The organism is Mucilaginibacter antarcticus (assembly GCF_042686155.1).
Taxonomy (GTDB): domain Bacteria; phylum Bacteroidota; class Bacteroidia; order Sphingobacteriales; family Sphingobacteriaceae; genus Mucilaginibacter; species Mucilaginibacter antarcticus.
Window position 1 is genome coordinate 89369 of sequence record NZ_JBHUON010000011.1, and the last position, 23685, is coordinate 113053.

At 43.3% G+C, this 23685-nt stretch carries 20 protein-coding genes; 11 read left to right on the forward strand and 9 right to left on the reverse strand.

The features are described from left to right. Positions 1-29: 29 nt before the first annotated feature. From ACFSYC_RS10920 to ACFSYC_RS10930, 3 genes are all read right to left on the reverse strand, one after another. Positions 30-377, reverse strand: coding sequence for a hypothetical protein (locus tag ACFSYC_RS10920; protein WP_377127088.1), 348 nt, complete (start codon positions 375-377; stop codon positions 30-32). Between the two features lie 76 nt (positions 378-453). After that, positions 454-1296 (reverse strand): universal stress protein, encoded by an 843-nt coding sequence (locus tag ACFSYC_RS10925; RefSeq protein WP_377127091.1) that lies wholly within the window; start codon positions 1294-1296, stop codon positions 454-456. A gap of 17 nt (positions 1297-1313) precedes the next feature. Then, positions 1314-2597 carry an acetyl-CoA hydrolase/transferase family protein gene (locus tag ACFSYC_RS10930; protein ID WP_377127094.1) on the reverse strand — a complete coding sequence of 428 codons (1284 nt, stop codon included), beginning with the start codon at positions 2595-2597 and terminating at the stop codon, positions 1314-1316. Positions 2598-2739: 142 nt separating this feature from the next. On the opposite strand from ACFSYC_RS10930, the gene ACFSYC_RS10935 reads away from it, so the two are divergent. Then, positions 2740-3192 carry a pyridoxamine 5'-phosphate oxidase family protein gene (locus ACFSYC_RS10935; protein ID WP_377127097.1) on the forward strand — a complete coding sequence of 151 codons (453 nt, stop codon included), beginning with the start codon at positions 2740-2742 and terminating at the stop codon, positions 3190-3192. A gap of 95 nt (positions 3193-3287) precedes the next feature. On the opposite strand, the gene ACFSYC_RS10940 is transcribed toward ACFSYC_RS10935, so the two are convergent. Continuing rightward, positions 3288-4157: an AraC family transcriptional regulator gene (locus ACFSYC_RS10940; protein WP_377127100.1), complete on the reverse strand. Its 870-nt coding sequence runs from the start codon at positions 4155-4157 to the stop codon at positions 3288-3290. 146 nt (positions 4158-4303) lie between these two features. Here ACFSYC_RS10940 and ACFSYC_RS10945 point away from each other — a divergent pair, with 146 nt between their 5' ends. From ACFSYC_RS10945 to ACFSYC_RS10965, 5 genes are read left to right on the forward strand one after another with little or no spacing between them, the layout of a single operon-like run. Further along, complete coding sequence (locus tag ACFSYC_RS10945; RefSeq protein WP_377127102.1) at positions 4304-7243, forward strand: PVC-type heme-binding CxxCH protein; 2940 nt, start codon at positions 4304-4306, stop codon at positions 7241-7243. 15 nt (positions 7244-7258) lie between these two features. Beyond that, positions 7259-8797, forward strand: a complete 1539-nt coding sequence (locus ACFSYC_RS10950; protein ID WP_377127105.1) for an MFS transporter — start codon at positions 7259-7261, stop codon at positions 8795-8797. Between the two features lie 9 nt (positions 8798-8806). After that, a complete protein-coding gene (locus tag ACFSYC_RS10955) occupies positions 8807-9667 on the forward strand; it encodes a sugar phosphate isomerase/epimerase family protein (protein ID WP_377127108.1) in 861 nt (286 codons plus the stop codon). 21 nt (positions 9668-9688) lie between these two features. Then, the gene (locus ACFSYC_RS10960) at positions 9689-10804 is read left to right on the forward strand and encodes a Gfo/Idh/MocA family protein (RefSeq protein ID WP_377127111.1); all 1116 of its coding nucleotides are present in this window, start codon (positions 9689-9691) and stop codon (positions 10802-10804) included. 3 nt (positions 10805-10807) lie between these two features. Beyond that, the gene (locus ACFSYC_RS10965; protein WP_377127114.1) at positions 10808-12445 is read left to right on the forward strand and encodes an alpha-L-fucosidase; all 1638 of its coding nucleotides are present in this window, start codon (positions 10808-10810) and stop codon (positions 12443-12445) included. 7 nt (positions 12446-12452) lie between these two features. Here ACFSYC_RS10965 and ACFSYC_RS10970 read toward each other — a convergent pair whose 3' ends face one another. From ACFSYC_RS10970 to ACFSYC_RS10990, 5 genes are all read right to left on the reverse strand, one after another. Then, a complete protein-coding gene (locus ACFSYC_RS10970) occupies positions 12453-12629 on the reverse strand; it encodes a hypothetical protein (protein WP_377127117.1) in 177 nt (58 codons plus the stop codon). Between the two features lie 45 nt (positions 12630-12674). After that, the gene (locus ACFSYC_RS10975) at positions 12675-15155 is read right to left on the reverse strand and encodes a TonB-dependent receptor domain-containing protein (protein ID WP_377127120.1); all 2481 of its coding nucleotides are present in this window, start codon (positions 15153-15155) and stop codon (positions 12675-12677) included. 102 nt (positions 15156-15257) lie between these two features. After that, the gene (locus ACFSYC_RS10980) at positions 15258-15692 is read right to left on the reverse strand and encodes a hypothetical protein (protein WP_377127123.1); all 435 of its coding nucleotides are present in this window, start codon (positions 15690-15692) and stop codon (positions 15258-15260) included. A 97-nt stretch (positions 15693-15789) separates the two neighbouring features. Beyond that, entirely contained in the window at positions 15790-16089 is a 300-nt protein-coding gene (locus tag ACFSYC_RS10985) for a phosphatase PAP2 family protein (RefSeq protein WP_377127126.1), read from the reverse strand. Between the two features lie 3 nt (positions 16090-16092). Beyond that, positions 16093-16368 carry a hypothetical protein gene (locus ACFSYC_RS10990; RefSeq protein WP_377127129.1) on the reverse strand — a complete coding sequence of 92 codons (276 nt, stop codon included), beginning with the start codon at positions 16366-16368 and terminating at the stop codon, positions 16093-16095. An 89-nt stretch (positions 16369-16457) separates the two neighbouring features. Between ACFSYC_RS10990 and ACFSYC_RS10995 the strand changes: the two genes are divergently transcribed. From ACFSYC_RS10995 to ACFSYC_RS11015, 5 genes are read left to right on the forward strand one after another with little or no spacing between them, the layout of a single operon-like run. After that, on the forward strand, positions 16458-17132 hold the full coding sequence (locus ACFSYC_RS10995) for a response regulator transcription factor (RefSeq protein WP_377127132.1): 675 nt from the start codon (positions 16458-16460) through the stop codon (positions 17130-17132). Further along, on the forward strand, positions 17132-18382 hold the full coding sequence (locus tag ACFSYC_RS11000) for a sensor histidine kinase (RefSeq protein ID WP_377127135.1): 1251 nt from the start codon (positions 17132-17134) through the stop codon (positions 18380-18382). Before ACFSYC_RS10995 ends, ACFSYC_RS11000 begins: the two co-directional genes overlap by 1 nt. A gap of 43 nt (positions 18383-18425) precedes the next feature. Further along, a complete protein-coding gene (locus ACFSYC_RS11005) occupies positions 18426-19661 on the forward strand; it encodes a TolC family protein (protein WP_377127138.1) in 1236 nt (411 codons plus the stop codon). Between the two features lies 1 nt (position 19662). Continuing rightward, entirely contained in the window at positions 19663-20598 is a 936-nt protein-coding gene (locus ACFSYC_RS11010) for an efflux RND transporter periplasmic adaptor subunit (protein WP_377127141.1), read from the forward strand. Beyond that, on the forward strand, positions 20595-23657 hold the full coding sequence (locus ACFSYC_RS11015) for an efflux RND transporter permease subunit (RefSeq protein ID WP_377127144.1): 3063 nt from the start codon (positions 20595-20597) through the stop codon (positions 23655-23657). Before ACFSYC_RS11010 ends, ACFSYC_RS11015 begins: the two co-directional genes overlap by 4 nt. The last annotated feature ends 28 nt before the right edge of the window (positions 23658-23685 follow it).

Consider the following 23685-nt stretch of genomic DNA (forward strand, 5'->3'; position numbering starts at 1 on the left):
TCTTTTAAATTAAAGGGGGAAGGGAATTACTATAATATAAAGATTGCAAGCATTATTAAATTAGCCACTACACTAAAAACTATAAGGCCGGCAATGGTTCTAATACCTGAGCCGCCCATGCCGGCAATGATATTTGCCAGGTACAAACCCAGGGTAATGGGTAATACGATTATAGGCGCGTGATAATAATACATCAGCACGGCCGGTATCGGCAAAAATAACACACCCTGAAAGACCAATGATACCAGGAACCAGGCGGTTATACTATCGGCCTGGGCATCAACGTTTGCTAGTATTTTATTCCATAGATGTGCCGGGTTTCTGTGAGTAGCATTGCTACCCAACTGAAGGCTGTGGGTGTGTATTGCGGTTTCCATTTTGATTGTTCTTATACTTCAAAGGTGCTATACATGACGCTCTTAAAGAATGACTAATATCACCTAAAAAGTGACTTTAGTCATTTGACGGAAAAACCAATAATGGAATAGGTATATGTTTGGCCATCTTCTGGGTCTGGCTGCCTCTAAACATGCTATCAATAAAATTATGACTGCGGTGTACCATGGCCAGTATATCTATATGTCCATGCTCGCATAGCCAATCTAAACCTGCTATGGGTGTACGGGCTTTTACTACCCGGTAGTAAATCAAAGGGTAATTAGCCTTGTTTGATAGTTCATCTGTTAAGCTTTTGGGGTCATGCTGATCGTCAGTTAAAATATTGGTAATTAATATTTCAGCATGTAGGGGCCGAGCCAATTCTATCAGTTTATAAATGCATTCCAGGTCTTCGGCCGGGTTCTTAAAATCCGTTGCAAAAGCTATCTTTTTTATCGGTGCTATATTAGCTGCCGGTGGAACAAGCAATAAAGGCCTGCTTATCTCATCTATCATCTCGCGGCTGTGGTTGCCTAACAACAACGTACTTAAACCGCTACTGCCATGTGTGCCAATAATAACCAGGCCAATATCATGGTAATTGCTTAAATGATTGGTTAGTCCAATTACGGTTGCGGCCGTATTTACGGAAGTGATGACAGGGTTAAAGCTCGTATCTTTTTCATCTTTTTGCAAGTCGCATTTAATCCGCGCAAGTTCCTTTTCGCTATCGTTTAAAAGGTTTTCTGCTACTTCTGCCGGGAAAGTAACAAACCCCGCCTGTGGCATTTCTGCCAGCAGGGTTGTAGCATTACAGATAATCACATTTGCTTTAACCTGTTTAGCCAGGGAATAGCCATAATCTAAAGCATGCGTTGCATTCTCTGAAAAATCGGTGGGGAAAAGAAAAGTTTTCATGATTGTTTGTTTTGTACTTATGCTTTCTCAAACCTTCTAAAAAAGGAGTTTTCAAGCATTTCGCGATGATTTGGGTGTGCAATTTCTATCAGAGCCTGTGCCCTTTGCTTTAAGCTTTTACCAAACAGATCTACCATGCCATACTCGGTTACCACCCAATGTACGTGCCCCCGGGTAGTTACCACACCGGCCCCCTCTTTTAAAAAGGGAACTATCCGGCTTATGCCTTTATTAGTTTGCGATGGTAGAGCAATGATAGGCTTGCCACCTTCTGACAGCGACGCACCATGTATAAAGTCCATCTGCCCGCCTATGCCTGAGTATTGATAGGTGCCTATAGAATCAGAACAGATTTGCCCGGTAAGGTCAATTTCGATAGCGCTGTTAATGGCTGCTACTTTTGGGTTTTGGCGAATAATGCTGGTATCATTTACATAGCTAATATCCATTACCCGTATGCCTGGATTGTCGTTAACAAAATCATATAGCTTCCGGGTGCCGGTAATAAAGGAGGTTACCGAATGCCCGGTATTTAATTTCTTTTGGCTATTGTTAATGATGCCCCTTTCAATCAGCGGCATAACACCGTCCGAAAACATTTCGGTATGCAGTCCCAGGTTTTTGTGTGTAGTTAAATTAAACAATACCTGGTCTGGTATGCTGCCAATTCCTAATTGCAGTGTTGCGCCATCCTCTATCAGCGAGGCTACATTGTAGCCAATCTTTTTAACAGCATCACTAACATCGGTAGAATAATCAACCTCCGGCAATTCGGCGCTATGCCAAACCAATGCGTTAATTTGGCTGATATGCACATAGCCATCCCCGTGAGTGCGCGGCATCAGTGGGTTAACCTGTGCTATAATATGTTTAGCCATTTGGACTGCGGCTCGCGCCACATCAACCGATGTCCCCAACGAACAATAACCATGAGCGTCCGGCGGCGAAACCTGTATGAGCGCGACATCTATAGTTAAAATATTTCTGCGAAATAGCTGCGGGATCTGGCTTAAAAATATCGGCACATAATCGCCGTCCTCGCTATTGGCGACGGCCCTTGTTGCTGCCGATACAAACAGCGAATTAAAGTAAAATGATTTTCTATGTTCCGGTCTGTTAAAATTGACCTCCCCCAAAGTTGTAATACTAACCAGCTCAACATCATACAATTCATGATGCCTTTTTTGCATGGCTCTTACCAGGCAAACGGGGGTAGCCGCGCTGCCGTGAATAAACACCCGGTTTCCGGGCTTAATGCACTTTACCGCTTCGTCGGCAGTTGTATAATTATTATCAATCATAAACGCGGTAATACTGCTTACCTAAATTGGCTTACAGTTCTTACAAAGCTGCTTATACATAGCGTGTAAAAGAATGATATCCATCACTATAAATAGTGTTTGCCGTCACCAGCCTGGCATTGTTATTAAAGAGATTTGATACATGTTAGGAACGTTAAGCGAAACACAAATAGACGACTTATTAAACGATCTGCCAATTGGCCGTATTGGCTGCCACGCGGATGGTGTTACTTATATTGTCCCCGTAAATTATGCCTATGATGGTGTAAACATTTACACCCACTCGGCCGAGGGAATGAAAATAGATATCATGCGTAAAAATCCTGAGGTATGTTTTCAGGCAGATGCTATAACTAATTTAACCAATTGGGAAAGTGTAATTGCCTGGGGAAGATTTGAGGAAATTACAGACATGATAGAGAAACAGGATGTAATGCAAAAGATCATTAACAAAGTAATGCCCTTAATGCGAGGCGAGGATGCTCAACCCTCGCACGGGTTTACCGGCGATGCAAGCAATGTGGGTGACACTATCGAATTAATCCTTTATAAGATCGTGTTAAGTAAAAAGACGGGGCGGTTTGAGAAGGAATAACTACAGGGGCCGTCAGAATTAACAACTATTGGCGACCACCGGGTGAACTAGTTGATAGCATATAACTATAATCAAATCGAAGATATTCGACTTTATTATATACCCAAAAACTCCTTTTTATAATCCGACGGTTTCTTTTTCATTTCGTCTTTGAACTGTTTGTTAAAGTTCGACAACGTCTTAAACCCCGATTTTTCGGATATCACAGCTACGCTAAGATCTGTTTCGGTCAGCAATTTGCAGGCATGCTTAATCCTTAATTCGCTGATGAATTTGGCAAACCCTTTGTTATTTACCGTTGCGAAATATCGGCTAAAGGAGCTTGGGGTCATGCACAACAAATCGGCAAGTTCATTCAAGTGGATCTTTTTACGATAATTTTTTAGGATGTATTCGTAAACGCTGCTCATGCGGTCAGTCTGATCTTTCCTGAAAGGGTCTATGTACTCGTTATGCGATATACAGTGATAATCTTTCGTGGTGGTCAATAATTGGAGGATCCTTAGTAAATGGATCACCGCTTCTAACCCGTTTAGCTGCATCAACTCATACATCAGTTTAACCACTTTCTGTTTTACATCGCCATAAAACTCTAATCCGCGTTGCGATCTTTTAAAAAGCTTGCACAGCTGTACCAACTCCTCTTTACCCATCAGGTGTTCACCCAATAAGCTTTCTTGTAGATAAACCACAATCCCGCTGACCTTTAACTGGCTGTTTTTTTCAAAATAAGCGTCATCGCTGCGCCAAAGGTGTGGCAAGTTTGAGCCTGTTAAAATCAATTCGTTAGGGCCAAAGGCTTTAATGCTGTCACCAATAAATCTTGTTCCCGTACCCTCTAGTGGTACAAAAAGTTGATACTCTGAATGCGAGTGCCAGACCGGATCGAAATATTGATCTTCCAGATACTTGATCATAAAGATCTGCGATTCGGGGATAGAAGATTTGTGTATGGCGGCTTTCATTAAGTTATTATTTGCATCAAAAAATATAAACTTAATGAAATAATGACAAAATACAGTCGGATATTGATAAAAAAGGAAAGGATTTGATAGCCATATTTGTCTATACCCAATCCATTGGATAGTATAAACCTGTTTAAATAATTTTCATGAAAAAATATATAGTCCTGGCTACAATGTGCATTGTGGCCCTTGTGAATATTAAAGGCACCTTTTACAAAAGCGCGCAACCCCGCCGGTTAGAAATTTTATTTATGGGGCATACAGCCGCGCATCACCAGTCTGATAAACTGGCTGAGATTGTACAGCAAGCATTTTTCAAAAAGGGGATTAATATAACCTATACAACTAATCCTGATGATTTGAATGATGCCGTACTATCAAAATATGATGGCCTGATGCTTTACGCCAATTACGATACCATTTCAAAATCGCAAGCGCAGGCTTTGCTTCAATTTGTTAAAGGCGGCAAAGGCTTTATCCCGGTGCACTGCGCATCATTCTGCTTCCGCAATTCTGACGAGGTCGTAAAATTAATTGGGGGCCAGTTCAGCACCCATAAAACCGGCACTTTTGATATGGTTGTGACCGATAAAAAGCATCCCATCATGAAAGATGTTATCCCCTTTAACACCTGGGATGAAACCTATGTGCACACCAAGATCAACAAAGAAATACATGTACTAACCGAGCGTATTGAAGGTGACCATCATGAACCGTACACCTGGAACAATACTTATGGCAAGGGCCGTGTTTTTTACACCGCTTATGGGCACGACGAGCGCACGTGGAAGAATCCTGAGTTTTTAAAGCTACTAGAGAATGGCGTTAGATGGGCTATCGGCAAAAAAGCCGAAAAAGATCTAACTAAATTACTCAAACCCGATCCGGCTTATACCGTTGCGGAGATACCTAATTATGAGAACCGAAACCCCATACCCAAGTTGCAGGCACCATTATCGACTGCCGAATCACAATTACTCACACAGATTCCCGTGGGCTTTAACATGCAGCTATTTGCAGCTGAGCCTGATATTGAAAAACCAATTGCCATGGCCTGGGATGAAAAAGGAAGACTTTGGGTTTTAGAAACCATTGACTACCCCAACACAGTTAGAGAAGATAAAGGCGAAGGCTTAGACCGCATTAAAATTTGCGAAGACACCAATGGCGATGGCAAGGCCGATAAGTTCACTATTTTTGCCGAGCACTTAAATATCCCAACCAGCATTGTTTTTGCCCGTGGCGGTGTTATCATTTCGCAAGCACCTGATCTGTTATTTTTAAAAGACACCAATGGCGACGATAAAGCAGATATTCGCGAAAAGCTGATCAGCGGCTGGGGTACGTTCGATACCCATGCCGGCCCATCAAACTTAAAATACGGGTTAGACAACAAAATCTGGGGAACCGTTGGTTACTCTGGCTTCAACGGAAGAGTCGGCGATCAAAGATTCAACTTTAACCAGGCTGTTTACCACTTTACGCCCGACGGAAAAAAGATGGAGCATTTAGGCTCTACCAGTAACAATACCTGGGGGCTTGGTTTCTCTGAAAATAACGATGTATTTGTATCTACTGCTAATAACTCGCATAGCGATTATTTAGGCATACCACTACCCTATTTACAAAGGCTGGCAATGCCGGGCATGGAGTCAGTTAAAAAAATTGAAGGCCATTATGGCATGCATGTGGTTACCAAAAATTTGCGTCAGGTTGATGTATTTAATGGCTTTACCGCCGCTGCAGGACATAACTTATATACCGCCCGCAACTTCCCTGAAGAGTATTGGAACAAAGTAGGTTTTGTGAACGAACCAACCGGCCGTGTCATACATCGCGCTATTTTAGAGCCTGACGGCTCTGGTTTTAAAGAAAAAGACGGGTGGAACTTTTTAGCCAGTGCCGATGAATGGATGGGCCCGGTACAAGCCGAAGTTGGCCCGGATGGCGCGGTTTGGGTGAGCGACTGGTATAACTTTATCATCCAGCACAATCCAACTCCCAGAGGCTTTCAAAACGGCAAAGGCAACGCCTATATCAATCCGCTGCGAGACAGAACACATGGCCGTATTTACCGCATTGTTTATAATGGTGCAAAACCATCAACCATAACCAAACTGGATAAAAACCAGCCTGAACAACTAATAGCCGGCCTGCAAAGCGATAATATGTTTTGGCGCACAACTGCGCAGCGTCTGATAGTGGAGGGTGGTTATACACAACTTGCTCAGCAACTATTCGGCTTAGTTCGTAACCGGTCTATCGATGCAATTGGTATTAACGCCCCCGCCATCCATGCTTTATGGACGCTTAATGGATTAGGACTATTAAACGGCACAAATGCAGAAGCATTAACCGTTGCCGAGGAGGCGTTGAAGCATCCATCCGCAGGAGTACGCAAGGCCGCGTTGCAGGTTTTACCGTTAACCCCACGGTCAATGGCGGCAATTCAACAAACGGGGTTGCTTAATGATATCAACCTAAATACTCGGCTGGCGGCTTTCTTAGCTATTGCTGATATGCCTGCATCTGCAGATATGGGTAGTTTTCTTGCCTCGGCACAAAAAGTGGCCCAAAACGCTAACGATTACTGGATAAAGCGTGCTATACCTATTGCAATGGCCACCCACCAAAAAGGTTATGGCGAGGAAACTAAAGCCGCAAACCTGGCGGCTATGGAAAAGGCAAACATATCACGCGCAAGAGTTGACCAAACGGTTAAAATAACGGTAGTGCAAAACGCCATGAAATTTGACACCAAAACCTTCACTGTAAAAGCCGGCAGTATGGTTGAAGTTGAGCTTTTTAATCCGGATTTTATGCAGCATAACCTGCTGGTGCTGCAAAAAGGCAGCCTTGAGAAAGTGGGCGCCGCTGCGGACAAACTAGCGCAGGACCCAAAAGGCATCGATCAAAACTACATACCAAAAATGCCCGAGGTATTAGCTGGCACCAGGCTTATTAATCCGCAAGAAACCGTAAAACTTAAATTCAGGGTTCCGGCTGATACAGGCGATTATCCGTTTATCTGCTCATTCCCCGGTCACTGGCGCATTATGAACGGTATAATGAAGGTTGTTAAATAATATTAAACCAAAATTATGAGCACAACAGCAAACGGCACCGCACCAGACATGAAATTATTTTATGCCTGTTTTATATCCCTGGTAACAACAGCGTTCGGTTTTATTTTACGCGCGTTAATTCTGCCGCAGTGGGGTCATGACTTCAACCTCACGCAAACCCAATTGGGCGAAATTGCAGGCGTAGGTTTATGGCCATTTGCCATAAGCATTGTGTTGTTTAGTTTGGTGATAGACAAGATAGGCTACAAAACTGCCATGATCTTTGCGGTAATTTGCCACCTCACATCGGCTGTGCTTACCATTTTTGCCAGTGGCTACTGGATGCTTTACATCGGTTCGTTTATTTGCGCCCTGGGTAACGGCACTGTTGAAGCGGTAGCAAACCCGGTGGTAGCTACCATGTTCCCTAAACAAAAAATCAAGTGGCTAAGTATTTTACATGCAGGCTGGGCTGGTGGCTTGGTTTTAGGAGGAATAATGGCCTTGTTATTGGGTGTTGACACCCGTTGGGAATACAAAATAGCGTTGATATTAATCCCAACCATTACCTACGCCTTAATGATGATCTCGCGCAAATTCCCATTGAATGAAAGGGTGCAGGCCGGCGTATCCTATAAAGAGATGTTGCAGGAAGTTGGTGCTGGAGGTGCCTTGATAATTGTGGCGTTAATCATTTTTCAATTAGGCGCTGTATTTGGCTGGAGCACCACCGCTAACGTCGCCATAACCCTAATAATTACCGCCGGGTTTGGATATTACACCCGCAGTTTCGGGCAGCCGTTGTTTATTGTACTACTGCTGATCATGATCCCGCTTGCCACAACGGAACTGGGTACAGACAGTTGGATAACCGACCTAATGACCCCCGAAATGAACAAAATAGGTTTCCAGGCGGGTTGGGTATTGGTGTATACATCTGCTATTATGTTTGGCCTGCGGTTTTTCGCCGGGCCAATATCGCATAAATTTTCATCGCCGGGTTTACTGGCTATCTGCTCGGGTGTTGCCGCGGTAGGTTTATATATGATGTCGTTCTCATCCGGATCAATGATTTTGTTGGCGGCTACCGTGTATGGTTTGGGTAAGTCCTTTTTTTGGCCGGCTATGCTGGGCATGGTATCAGAGCGTTTTCCAAAAGGCGGCGCACTTACGCTAAATATTACAGGTGGCTTGGGTATGATAGCCGCCGGGGTTATCGGCGCGGGTATACTCGGCTTTATTCAGGATAAATCTGTAGATCAAAAAGTTTCTGCCTATGATGCCCAAAACAACACTGCTATTCACAGCACTTATATTACCGAACAAAAAACCAGCCTGTTTGGCAACTATAAAGCGCTCGACCAAACCAAACTATCCAGTGCCGATCCTCAGCAGCAATTAACCGTAACCACCATCCGCGATGCGGCAAAGAAAGAGGCATTACGATACATTGTCGCCTTTCCGCTTATTATGCTGGTAAGCTTTATCCTGCTCATCTTGTATTTCAGATCAAAGGGTGGTTATAAAGCCGTGTTGCTTACTAAAGAAACCGAACCAGCGTCTACCCCCTACTAAACGAAATATATGTCATTAAAAATAAAATTCGGTGTAAGCACCTGGCTCTTTACCTCGCCATTTCAAACATCGTCAATAGCAGAGCTGTTTCCAAAAATTGCCCAAATGGGGTTCGACACCGTGGAAATTGCGGTCGAGGATCCGTCTTTGATAGACGGGCAAGCGGTGAAATTAGCGTTAGCCAAATACAAGCTCAAGGCCATTATTTGCGGTGCCTTTGGCCCAACCCGCGATTTGACCAATGAGGACCCTGCCATACACGATATCTGCTTTAAATACATAGCGGATTGCTTGGATCTATGTGTTTTATGGGATATTAAATTCTTTGCAGGGCCAATGTACTCGGCAGTTGGCAAAGCGCGTATGCTGCCACCCGATCAACGTAAAGCGGAGTGGAACCTGGCAGTAACCAACTTGCGTAAAGTTTGCATCATGGCTGCCGAACGTGGCTTAGAGATAGCCTTAGAACCTTTAAACAGGTTTGAATCTGACCTGGTAAATACGGCTTGGGATGTTGTACGGATGGTGGACGAAATTGATCACCCGGCCGCTAAGATCATACTGGATGGTTTCCACATGAATATTGAAGAACCTGATATTGAGGCCGCCATAAAACTGGCCGGCGATAAATTGATCCACGTTCAGGTTGCAGAAAATTATCGCGGTACACCCGGCACCGGCCAAACAAATTGGGCCGCCTATCGCCGCGGGTTAGAAGCCATCAATTATACAGGCACAGTATCTATAGAGAGTTTTACGCCCGATAATAAAGAACTGGCGCAGGCTGTTTGCATTTGGCACCCGCTGGCACAAAGCCAGGACAAGTTTGCATCCGAAGGTTTAGCATTTTTAAAACAATGGGCACAATAAGCTCAATACATCAGTAAGAACATGGAAAATAAAAAGATAAATATCGCCATTGTGGGTTTAGGTTTTGGGGCCGAGTTTATACCCATTTACCAGCATCATCCCAACGCAAATATGTATGCTATTTGCCAACGCGATCATACCAAACTGCACCAGGTTGGCGATGCTTTTGGCATAGCTAAACGATATACAGATTATGATGAGTTGCTGCGCGACCCTGAAGTGGACGCTGTGCATATCAACACACCTATACAAAGCCATGCAGAGCAATCTATAAAAGCGCTGCGTGCCGGCAAACATGTTGCCTGCACTGTGCCCATGGCCACCACTGTTGAAGAGTGCCGTCAAATAGTAGAAGCAGTTAAAGAAACCGGCCTTACCTACATGATGATGGAAACGGTGATATACAGCCGCGAGTTTTTATTTGTGAAGGAACGGTACGAAAATGGCGAACTGGGTAAGTTACAATTCCTGCGTGCGTCGCACCAGCAGGAAATGGCTGGCTGGCCGGGATATTGGGAAGGTTTGCCACCCATGCATTATGCCACCCATTGCGTAGGCCCTGTGCTGGCTTTGGCTAAGGCCGATGCCGAGTACGTGTCTTGTTTCGGATCGGGCCGTATTGATGAGCCATTGATAGCAAAATACGGATCGCCATTTGCAGTGGAAAGCTGCCATATCAAGTTTGCAAATTCAGACTTATCCGCCGAAGTTACCCGGTCGCTGTTTAATACTGCACGCCAATACCGCGAAAGCTTTGATGTGTACGGATCAAAGAAAACATTTGAGTGGACGCTGGTTGAACATGAGCAATCTGTTATCCACACCGGCGAAACCCCTGAAAAGGTAACTATCCCGGATTATGCGCACCTGTTACCTGCCGAGATCCAGGCATTTACAACGGGTGGCGTTTACGATGCCAATAGCAACCAGCATTTGTCATTCATACAGGGATCTGGCCACGGTGGTTCGCACCCGCATTTGGTTAATGAGTTTGTACAGGCGCTGGTTAATACACGTCAGCCTTTTCCAAATGCGAGGCAATCCGCTAACATCACGTGTGTAGGTATTTTAGCCCATGAGTCGGCAATGGATGGGGGTAAAAAGATAAACCTGCCTGATTTTACCTTAATTGATTAAATTATGGAAAGAAGAACCTTACTTAAGGGAATGGCTGCCGGCCTGTCATCTTTATGCCTTTCGAGTAGTTATGCCGGCAAACTCTTGAAAGCGCCATACGTCTCCGGCCCTTTTAAACCCACCTGGGATTCTTTAACGCAATACAAGGTTCCGGATTGGTTCCGCGATGCCAAATTTGGCATGTGGGCGCACTGGGGCCCCCAATGCCAGCCAGAGTATGGCGATTGGTATGCGCGAGAGATGTATATGGAGGGGAGTTCGCAGTATAAATATCATGTACAAAAATACGGTCACCCCTCAAAATTTGGATTTAAAGATGTTATCCATGAGTGGAAAGCAGAAAACTGGAACCCCGAAGAGTTGGTTGGACTTTATAAAAAAGCGGGTGCCAAATATTTTATGGCCCTGGCAAATCACCATGACAATTTTGATCTGTATAACAGCAGATATCAAAAATGGAACTCCACCCGGATGGGGCCAAAAAAAGACTTGGTTAGCGGTTGGGCTAAGGCCGCAAAACACCATGAGTTAAAGTTTGGCGTAAGTGTACATGCCGCCCATGCCTGGAGCTGGCTAGAGACGGCCCAACGCGCAGACAAAAACGGCCCAATGGCAGGCATTCCTTACGATGGCAAAGTTACCAAGGCTGAAGGTGCTGGTAAGTGGTGGAACGGCGAGAACCCGCAGGAATTGTATGCGCAGAACCACCTCTTGAGTGAAAAGAGTCAGGACAATGGCATGATCCACCGTCAATGGAATTGGGGTAACGGTGTAACACCACCATCAAAAGAATATTGCGAAAACTTTTACAAGCGCACCATTGATCTGATTGATAAATATGGGCCGGAAGTGATATATTATGATGACACCGCACTACCATTGTGGCCGGCAAGCGATGTCGGCCTACATATTGCCGCGCGTTTGTACAACACAAACATTAAAAAACATGGCAAATTGGAAGCCGTCATCTTTGGTAAAATATTAGATGAGCAGCAACGCAAATGCATGGTATGGGACATTGAGCGCGGCCAAAGCAACCAGATAGAGGCGCAACCCTGGCAAACCGACACCTGTATTGGCGGCTGGCACTATGACCGTCGCATTTATGATCGCAACCAGTATAAAAGCGCAAAAACAGTGATACATACACTTATAGATGTAGTAAGTAAAAATGGCAACCTGATGCTCAATATTCCGGTGCGGGGCGACGGTACGGTCGATGATAAAGAACGGGCGGTGGTTGAGGAAATAGCTGCATGGATGAAAATTAATAGCGAAAGTATTTACAGCACCCGGCCTTGGAAAACATTTGGCGAAGGCCCTGCAATGGAATCGGTAGCGCCATTAAGCGCTCAAGGCTTTAACGAAGGTAAGGGCAAACCGTTTACCGGGGAAGACATACGTTTTGTTACCAAAGGAAAAACCTTGTACGCTACATTACTTGGTTGGCCGGCCGGCCAAACGGCACTAATAAAAACATTAAGAAGCAATGTGTCGGGGAAGGTTGAAAGGGTTAAGTTGCTGGGCAATTCAGACAATCTTGTTTTTGACCAAACCGCCACTGGTTTGAAAGTAACCTTACCGGAAAAAGAAACGGGAAAAAGCGCTTTTGTGCTGAAAATAGAAGGATCAATTACCTAACCCATTATCAGTTGTTACCCGCATAATGATAACCAGACAGCGATTCTGCCACTTCGGTATCAGGGTCAAGGCTTACAACCCTACCAAGGGCCTGGTCATAATTTCTAACGAACGTTTGGTAATAGTCAGGCAAGTTAGCAAAATCATTTTGCCGTTCTGAGCCGCCAATATTTCCCCCGGCCATAACCTGCTATTACTATGTAATTCTAGAGAAATTGCTATCGCGTTATCAATTTCCCTGATCAGGCAATACCTGTTGAAAATTGTTATTGTCTTCTTTATCCTTTTTAAATTCAAGTTTTCCAAACTTGTAACTTAAACTAATACCGAACGAGCGGTAAGGCACCTGCCTTAAATTAGTTTGGTTAAAATTGCTTCCATAGGTTGTGTTGCGCTGATCAATATATTGGCTAAACGGATTAGTAGCGGTTAACCCTATACTGGCCTTTTTGTTCAACAATTGCTTGCGGATAGCAAAATTACAGGAGCCTTGCGCCGGCCTCGTACCCTGTATGTTTTTCTGCTTTGAGTTATAATTACCGAATACTTCAGCGGCCATGCCATGCCCAAAATCGTAAGTAAGGTTCATGTTTACACGGTAAGCAAAAGCAGTAACAGTTGGCAGGCCCGGATTGCTATTACTGCGGCTGCCTGCCTGTAAATTACTGCGCATGGTTAGCATACTGGTTATCGGCACAGAACCAAATGCATTTAGCCCTACAGATGTTTGCGAGCCAATATTAGCCCGTTGATTTAAAGAGACATTGGTATATGTGGTACCGTTTATTTGCAGTACCTGGTAAAATGTGGTGTATGATTGTATATCGTCCGTGTTGTGCCTTACGTTGGCGCCAATGTATATGTTGCCGCCATTTTCGAAATTCTTATTATAACCCAACTCATAATTATAGCCAAGCTCGGGCTTTAAATTGGGGTTACCGGTGCTGACGTTGCGCGGGTCGCTGATATTATAAAATGGGTTAACCTCGCCATAGTCCGGCCGTTCAATACGGTAGCTGTAGCTTGTTTTTATGGATTGGCTCTTATCTATTTTATGTAATAAGGTGATAGATGGAGCGAAAATATTATACGCGGGGATGTTAGTACCCGCAAAATCAACCTTGGTAATTGTACGTTCATACCTCAAGCCTGCTTTTAGCGAGAGAAAATCGTTAAAAAGATCTGCCGACGCAGACAGATAGGCGGCGTATACATTACGGCTATAATTAAAGCCATAAGTTTGGTTAGCATTGCGCCCATAGGCGCCATTGGTCAATAAAGTATCTGTTAGTGTATTGCTGTTTAAAGTTTCAATAACGGTTTTAGCACCTCCCTCAATTAAAAAGCTTTCTGTTACTGGATGGGCGTAATCTATAGAGATATTAGTTTCATTTTCATCACCCTGATTATAGCTTTGAGTGCCTGATGGTTTGTAGCCGCCTGTAAAATAATTTTGCTGCTGAAAGGCATCCAGTTTATTATTACCAAGGCTTGAATTATACTGTATGCTTAATTCCTGCCCGTCTTTATTGAATGTCTTTTTGTATTCGAAATTGATATCGGTAGTATGGTCATGCGAGTTGCTGTTTGAGTTACGCAAGCCTTTTATTGATGAGAGTAAAGCATTTGACAGGTTAAGCTGGCTCAAGTCCTGGTTATTAATCCCGTCGTTTAAATTGCGTGAGTTTTCATAGCCTATTGAAGCAGTGATCTCATCTTTTTTGGTAATAGCCCAATTGAAACTCAGCCCCGTTTGGTAGCCGCTACGTTCAAATCCATTGCTGCCATCCTGCAAAAATTCTGTGATGGTGTCGCGGTTGTTGTTGTAAGAGGTACGCTGCGAATTATTTTTGCCAATGGTATGCCGCTGTTTGTTACCGCTTATGTAAACATTAATACCTATATTACCCTTACGAGCGTTAAGGTTGAGCGATTCGTTTTCTAACCGGGTCCCTGCTGAAATATTGGCACTGCCATTAAAGCCTTGTACTTTACTATCTTTTAAAACTATATTAATAATACCACCGGTACCCGCGGCGTCATATTTAGCGCCGGGACTGGTTATTACCTCGATATTTTTGATCTGGCTTGCCGGGATAGATTGAAGGGCATCGGCCAGACTTGCCCCAAAAACTGTCGACGGTTTGCCGTTTATCAAGAAGCGGATGCTGGGGCCGCCCTGCAGTTCGACATTACCATCAATATCTACCGATACCATAGGCACTTTTTTCAAAACATCCAATGCAACGCCACCTTGCGACGTAAGATCGTTAGCGGCATTATATACAAGTTTATCTATTTTGTTTTCAACTATCGGGGCTTTCCCGGTAACGACCACGTTATTAAGTTGGGTTTGCGATGGAGATAGTAAAATATTGCCAAGAGCTGCTGCCGTCACCGAAGCGCTGATAGTTACTCGATTAATGGTTGTACGTTTATAGCCAAGAAAATCTATCGCGATACGGTAGGTACCTGCTGGGATATTGGTTACCGAAAAATTTCCTTTAGCATCGGCACTCGCGCCGTTAAAAGGGACCGTTTCGCCTTGTTTAAAGACGCTAATAGTAGCAAAATCGACAGGTGTCTTGGTAAGCGAGTCTGTTACCTTGCCAGTTATTTTACCATTGATCTTTGATTGTGCATTAACAATATTGATAAGGAAAATTAATAACGAAATTATTAAAGGTGTTTTAAAAATAGTGTTATTCATACCGCAAACTTAACGGACAACTTTGGATTAATTTGATTTATACTGAATGGCAATAAAAAAACCCGCAAAGTTTTGCGGGTTTTTATGATAATAGGGGTTAATTTATTCAACCTTTAAAAAGTTGCCTTGTGCATCAAACACAACTTCTTTGTGCTTAACTATCGCTTCATAGGTTATAGTGCCATTTGCTGCAGTTGCTTTGCCGGCTTCGTCTACTTTAACACCTTTGTAATGAGCCTGCAGGTATTTGGTTACAGTAGCGGGTAATGCGCTTGTTTTTATAGCCTCTACCTGCTCAACAAACGCGCCTGCCGGTGTAAATGTCACCGACATATCTTCGCCGCTTTTACCGCCCCAGTTGCCTTCGTAATTGCCTTTTTCTTTTTCCCAGGTGATCTTAGTTGCCACCGGATATTTTTTCATTAAAGCGGCAGTTACTGCAGCAGGCACCTTGCTGCTTTTAATGTCTTGTGCTACTAAAATGCTGCCGCCCTGTATCCCACAGATCGCAGCAATGGTAAAAATTAATTTCTTCATCGTTTGTTTTTTTAACAAGGTTAATTAATGATGTTGGAGATAAACTGGACACATTCTGTAGGCATTTGGGATTATTAATGATAGTGATATTTTTTGTTCAATAACTTTTGAAACTCCCGGCTAATAAATGCCGAGGCAGCACCCGTAGCCGCGCCTGCCAAAACATCAGTGGGATAATGTACGCCCAAATACATGCGCGCATACCTACCGCACCTGCGTAAGTAAATGCTGGCACTATAACGTACCATTTAGGAAACGATAAACTCAGGGAAGTTGCCGTAGCAAATGCCACCGAAGTATGCCCCGAGGGTAAAGAATAACCTGAGGCATCCCCCTTTTGAAAAATAAAGTTGGGATAGGCGTCATAGGGCCGTGGGCGTTTAATAAGCTGTTTCATGCCCTAAGCCAAGCCTTTGGCAATTATTACGGCACCCGCTGTTTCAAAGGCTTTTACAGTAAGTTCCTTATCATTATTAGCCAGGCCCACAGTTAACATGGTTACAGGGGCTAACATACTTACCACGCCTGTCACTTTTGATACATTCGCCCAAGCGTGGTCAGCAGTTGCTGCAGGGCCGTTAATGCTTTGCAGCAAACGCAGGTCGGCCGTTTGCGCTTCTGCCTTAAAAAAAGCAGCAAATAGCAATATAAATAAATATGCCCGACGTTTTATCATGACGCAAATGAAACGGGCAATTCTGGAGAAGTTCTGTAGAAAACAGGCTAAACAGATTTCCTACAATTTTTTACGCTAAGTTTGAATTAATGAAACTGCTAATAGTTGAGGATGAGGCCGGCTTACGTGACAGTATCCGGGAATATTTTACCGATGCGGGCGATGTTTGCGAAACGGCACCAAATTATATCCTCGCCATGCAAAAAATAAACATGTACCGGTATGACTGCATTTTGCTGGATATTACCTTACCACATGGCAGTGGGTTAGATATTTTAAGTGCATTAAAGCAAAACAGGCACCCAGATGGTGTATTAATTATTTCGGCAAAAAACTCGCTTGACGACCGCCTGGATGGCCTTGGTATGGGCGCCGATGATTACTTGACCAAGCCCTTCCATTTATCAGAACTAAGAGCCAGGGTAATTGCTATTGTTCGCCGTAAATCTTTTGACGGCAACCACCTATTAGTATTTAATGAAATAACCGTTGATGTACAGGCAAAAAATGTTGCTGTTAATGATCAGGCTATTAAACTAACGCGGCGTGAGTACGACCTGCTGCTTTATTTCATCGCTAACAAAAATAAGGTGATCTCAAAAAATGCATTGGCCGAGCACCTTTGGGGCGATGGCATTGATATGGCCGATAACTTTGATTTTATTTATTCGCACATTAAAAACCTGCGTAAAAAATTAATTGATGCGGGTGGTAAAGACCATATCCATTCTGCCTACGGAATGGGTTATAAGTTTTCTGATTAATGAAGTTGCTCGATAAATACAACCGCATAAGCCTGGTAGCTACCGCTGTATTAATGGCTATAACCGGCTTTGTATATTACTTTACCATCAGCTACATTTTAACCGGCCAAGTTGATAACGGGTTGTTAGTAGAAGAAAGTGAGATATTTGATTACGTTAAAGTAAACCATCGGCTTCCGCAGGTCTTTAAATCCGAGGGATTAATTATCCGCTTCCAGCCTGCAACCACAAATAGTGTTAAAAGAGAATTTATTGATATCCAATACCGGGATGATAAAGAAAAAGAGGTTGAATCGAGCAGAGGCCTGGTTACGTCGGTAAAAGTAAATGGGACGTTATATCAAGTCAACATTGTTGCGTCGAAGGTAGAAGCTGAGGACCTGATCAGGCTGATATTTGTAATCACATTAAGCATTATTGTAGCCCTTACTGTAATATTGGCGTTAATTAATCGGGTGGTCATCAGGAAGCTTTGGAAACCTTTTTACGATATGCTGCACCAGATAAAGCTGTTTAACCTAACAGATAAAAACAACATTACCAATCTGCAAACAAGCATTACCGAATTTAAGGATATGAACCAGGAAATAATGGCCATGTCTGACCGGGTAAGGCAGGATTATGATGAGTTGAAGCGATTTGTCGAAAATGCATCGCATGAACTAATGACCCCAATAGCAGTAATGAACTCTAAGCTGGACACACTTATACAAACCAATGGCCTTACGCAAAAGCAAGGTGAGCTAATAAGCGATGTATATAACACGGTGGCCAAACTAACCCGTTTAAATAAAGCTATGCTGCTGTTAACCAAGATTGAAAATAGGCTGATTGATGAGAGTGAACAAGTGCTTATTAAACCAGTTGCAGAAGCCGCTGTCAATGAGTTCCAGGAGTTATTTACCAATAAAGGATTAACAATCGGCTTAAACTTGTCAGCTGTTGATATTAAAATGAGCAAGGTGTCGCTGGAGATATTATTGAGCAACCTGCTTGCGAATGCGGTTCGTCACAACAATTATGGCGGCGACATAAACATCACTTTAAATAATGAAGGTTTAGTTATACAAAATACAGGGTCTCCCGAAGCATTGGAACCTGCTGAGATCTTTCAGCGCTTTTATAAATCTGCGGGATCAGAAGGCAGCGGCCTGGGATTGACATTAGCAAAGCAAATTTGTACGAATCATGGGTTCACATTGGCTTACGGTTTTGCAGGAAACAGGCATATTTTTACTGTAGGCTTTTAACACAATTTACTAAAGATTTTACTTTTTAGTTTAAGATATCATTATGCGATATTTATATATATATCTGATAACAATATTAACTGTTACTACAGCCAGTGCACAACAACGCGCGCTTGACGACTATATGCAGGCGGCATCACGTAACAGTCCGCTAACCAAAGACCTGAATAATCAAATACTATCCGCCCAATTAGATAGTGTGCGTTTAAAAGCGGGCTTTAAACCTATTGTTACCGCTAACGCTGGTGGATTGTATGCGCCGGTTATTAACGGCATTGGGTATTCGCAGGCTATAACCAACGGGCAATCATTAAATGCTTTGATCGGGGTAAATAAAACTGTAATTGGTAAAAATTATTTAAATGCTCAAAACGCGGGTATCGGCTTTCAGCGCGACTCGCTACGCAACGTTATAAAACTATTAGAGCAGGACCTGCGTAAAACCATAACCACACAATATATTGCCGCCTATGGCAGCATGGAGCAGCAAAAGTTTTATCAGGATGTAGTAGACTTATTAGTTAAAGAAGAGGATCTGCTCAAAAAGCTAACGCGTACCAACGTTTATCGCCAAAGCGATTATCTTACTTTCCTAGTTACTTTAAAGCAGGCACAGCTGCAATTGGCACAATCGCGCTTACAATATAAAACCGACTATGCTACTTTAAACTATTTAGCCGGAATAACTGATACTACGATGCAGACGATAGCAAAGCCCGAGTTATCGCGCAGCAATATATTTGATAAACAAAGCAGTATTTTTTTTAAGCAGTTTAAAATTGATAGCCTACGGTTAAAAAACGAGCGTATGCTAATAGACTACAACTACAAGCCGAAACTGAATGTGTTTGCTGATGGCGGTTACAACTCTGATCTGACTGCCGAATATTATAGACATTTTGGTGTAAGCGCGGGCTTTGGATTAGTTATACCGATATATGATGGTGGGCAAAAAAAGCTCGCGCATAAACAACTGCAATTAAAAGAGGATACTAGACGCAACTACCTTAGTTTTTATGACCGCCAATATGATCAGCAGGTTAAGTTATTGCAACAGCAAATAAGTGGGTATGATGCTTTACTGGCCGGCATACAAGATCAGTTTAAATATTCAGAATCGCTTATTAAAGTTGATACTCAACTCATGCAAACCGGCGACCTTAAAATTGCCGACCTGGTGCTGGCTATCAACAGTTACTTCGCCGTAAAAAATCTGTTGACACAAAATATTATAAGCCAATTACACCTCATTAATCAACTTAACTACTGGAGCAAATAACATGGCCTTTACTTATAAATATTACAATCATGCCCTTATAGCAGCGTTGTTAATGCTATGCGCCTGCAGTGGCGGGGCGGCTACTACCGAAGAGGAGGCAACAGTGCAAGCGCAAACACCGGTAACCGTAGCAACTATAAGCAACGGATCAATGGCAGACTCCATAGTATTAAGCGCTACGGCGACGTTTCAGCAAAAAAGCTTTGTAAAAGCCAATGCTACAGGGTATATAGCCAAAGTAAATATCAAGCCCGGTCAATCGGTTGACAAGGGCCAGTTATTGTTTGTAGTCAAAACCAAAGAAGCGCAAAGTATAGGGAATGCTATAAATGTGCTGGATACAACCTTTAAATTTTCGGGGGTCAACTACATCCGTGCAGCAAGCAGTGGATATGTTACACAATTGAACCACCAATTAGGCGACTATGTACAGGATGGCGAGCAATTAGCCGCTATTAGCGATAAGGGCAGCTTTGCATTCCTGTTGCAGTTGCCTTACGAATATGTCGGCCTGCTGGCGACTAACAAAACTATACTATTAACATTGCCGGACGGGCGACAACTTAACGGGCAGGTAAGGTCGACCATGCCTACAGTCGATTCCCTTTCGCAAACACAAGGCGTTGTTATCAACGTAAACAGCCCGCAGCCACTGCCAGAAAATTTAATAGCAAAGGCAAGGCTTATCAAATCTGCTAAAAGCAACGCTGCTACCCTGCCAAAAACAGCTATCCTGGCGGATGAAGCACAAACCATTTTTTGGGTAATGAAACTGATTAATGATACAACTGCTGTAAAGACTTCCGTAAAAAAAGGTTTAGAAACGCGCGATAGGGTAGAGATCTTATCTCCCACTTTTGCACCTGCCGACCGCGTTATAGTTACCGGCAATTATGGATTGGGTGATACTGCTAAAATTAAAATTGTTAAGCCATGAGTAAGTTTAACAATTTTTTTGTTTCGCATAAAAAGCCAATAAGCCTGGTATTGCTCATCATTCTGCTGGGCGGTGGCTTTGCATACTCACGGCTGCAAACATCTTTGTTTCCTGAGATCACTTTCCCCAAAATAAAGATCATTGCCGATGCCGGCCTGCAGCCTGTAAACAAAATGATGGTAACAGTAACCAAGCCATTAGAAAACGCGGTAAAACAAGTACCCGACCTGCAATACGTACGCAGCACTACCAATCGCGGCAGCTGCGAAATTTCGGCCTTTATGAACTGGAATGCTGATATCGACCTAAGCCAGCAACGAATAGAATCAAGCATCAACGAAATCAAAAGCACCCTGCCGCCTGATGTAAATATTACAGTAGAGAAGATGAACCCCTCTATTTTACCGGTGAGTGGTTACACTTTAGAGAGCCATAACCTGTCGCCTATTGAATTGAAGCAACTGGCTACTTATACGGTTAAGCCTTTCCTGTCGCAAGTTACCGGGATCTCAGAAATACGGGTAATTGGGGGTAAAAACAAAGAATATTGGCTGATACTCAATACAAGTAAAATGAGCTCATTAGGTATAACTCCCGATATGGTAAGCAACACCCTGGCTCAAACAAACTTCATCAAAACAAATGGGTACCTGTCTGATTATAAAATGCTGTATCTCACAGTAATGGATGCCAGCCTTACTACCCTCGACCAATTATCAGCGTTGGTTATCAGTAATAACCGCAAACGCGTAGTACAACTAAAGGATATTGCCGAGGTGCAGATCAATCCCGGCATTGAGTACACCAAGATCAACGCTAACGGACACGACGGTGTGCTGATAGCCGTTATTAAACAGCCCAATGCTAACCTGGTTACGTTATCAGCCGACATGACAAAAAAAGTGGCGGCCCTGCAAAAAGTATTACCGCAAGGGGTCACGATAAAACCATATTACGTACAAGCCGATTTTGTAAACGAATCTATCAAAAGTGTAAGCGATAGTTTATGGATAGGTTTGGCACTGGCCATAATTGTTGCTATTATTTTTTTAAGATCGTTAAAAGCAAGCGCGGCTATATTAATAACAATACCTATCACGCTCGGTTTCACACTGATAATTTTATACGCTTTAGGTTACACCTTTAACATCATGACTTTGGGGGCAATAGCGGCGGCGATAGGGCTAATTATTGATGATGCCATTGTGGTGGTCGAACAGATCCACCGGACGCATGAGGAGCATCCCGAAGAACCGACACTTAACTTATTGCAAAAGGCAATAGGCTACCTGTTCCCGGCTATGGTTGGTTCGTCAGTGAGTACTATTGTTATTTTCATTCCTTTTGTGTTGATGAGCGGTGTTGCGGGCGCTTATTTCCAGGTAATGACCAGCACCATGATAGTAACCCTAACCTGCTCTTTCCTTGTAACCTGGATAGGTTTACCCGTAATTTATTTACTGCTTAGCCGCCATAAAAAGAAAGAGCCTAACCAAATACAAGAAGAAGAGCATCACGTAAAAAAACAGCGTTGGGTTTCCTTTTTTATCCTTCGTCCCGTAATTAGTTTGGTGATGATAGTGGCGTTAATAGCGGTAATTATAATTATCCCGGGCAAAATGGAAACAGGTTTCCTGCCGGATATGGATGAAGGTAGTATTGTACTGGATTATACATCACCTCCCGGTACATCGCTTGATGAAACCGACCGTATGCTGCGCGAAATAGAAAAGATCATTATTAAGAATCCGGATGTGGCTGCTTACTCGCGCCGAACAGGCACCCAAATGGGTTTCTTTATTACCGAGCCCAATACCGGCGATTATTTGATACAATTAAAAAAGAAACGCCAAAAAACTACCGAAGAGGTAACCAGTGAACTACGTACAGAAATAGAAGCCACCCAACCCGCACTGCGGGTTGATTTTGGACAGGTAATAGGTGATATGTTAGGCGACTTGATGACATCAACCCAACCTATTGAGATAAAAGTTTTTGGCGATAACCAGGCCGGGCTTCAACAAATAGCTAAAGACATAGCTGAAGTTGTTACTAATGTAAAAGGTACCGCTGATGTATTTGATGGCATTGTAATAGCCGGCCCATCGGTAACCATGGTGCCCGATTACGCCAAACTTGCCCAATACAATATTACGCCTGCCATGTTTCAAACCCAGGTACAATCTGCCTTAGATGGTAATGTGGTTGGTAGTGTTTTTGAGAAAGAACAGTTATCCCCCATACGTTTAGTTTACCCCGGCAATCGCACCCAAAATGTAAACGGGCTTGATAAACTAAATATATTTTTACCTGACGGGCGATTGTTGCCTATCGATCAGTTAGCTAAAGTTGAACTGCGTGGCGGCGATGCCGAAATTGAACGCGAGAACCTGCAATCCATGGGTGTAATAAGCGCCCGTTTAGATAACATCGACCTGGGGACCGCTGTTAGCGAAATTCAAAAAGGAATTCAGCAAAACGTACACTTGCCGTCCGGCTACCACATAGAATATGGCGGTGCTTATGCCGAACAACAGCAGTCGTTTAAAGAATTGCTGATCATTTTAGTTACGGCAAGCTTACTGGTGTTTTGTATTATACTTTTCCTGTTCCGCCAGTTTCGTATTGCTTTACTAATATTGGTAATTGCCGTTTTAGGTATTGGCGGCAGTTTCCTGGCGCTGTTTTTAACCAATACCCCGCTAAACGTAGGCAGCTATACCGGGCTAATCATGATAGTAGGCATAATAGGCGAAAACGCCATATTCACGTTCTGGCAGTTCAGAGAAAGTGCACGCGAGAGTAGTGTTGATGAAGCCATCATTTATTCTATATCAACCCGTCTTCGCCCAAAGTTAATGACAGCGTTGGGCGCTATTATCGCTTTAATGCCATTAGCGCTTGGTATCGGCGCTGGTGCACAATTACATCAACCTTTAGCCATTGCTGTAATAGGCGGCTTTATTGTTGCTTTACCCTTGTTACTGATTGTGCTACCCAGTATGATGCGGGTGTTTTACCGCAATCACAGCTTCGAGCCAGCTAAGATCAAACTATAAAAAAAGCCGCTACTGTTTCAGTAGCGGC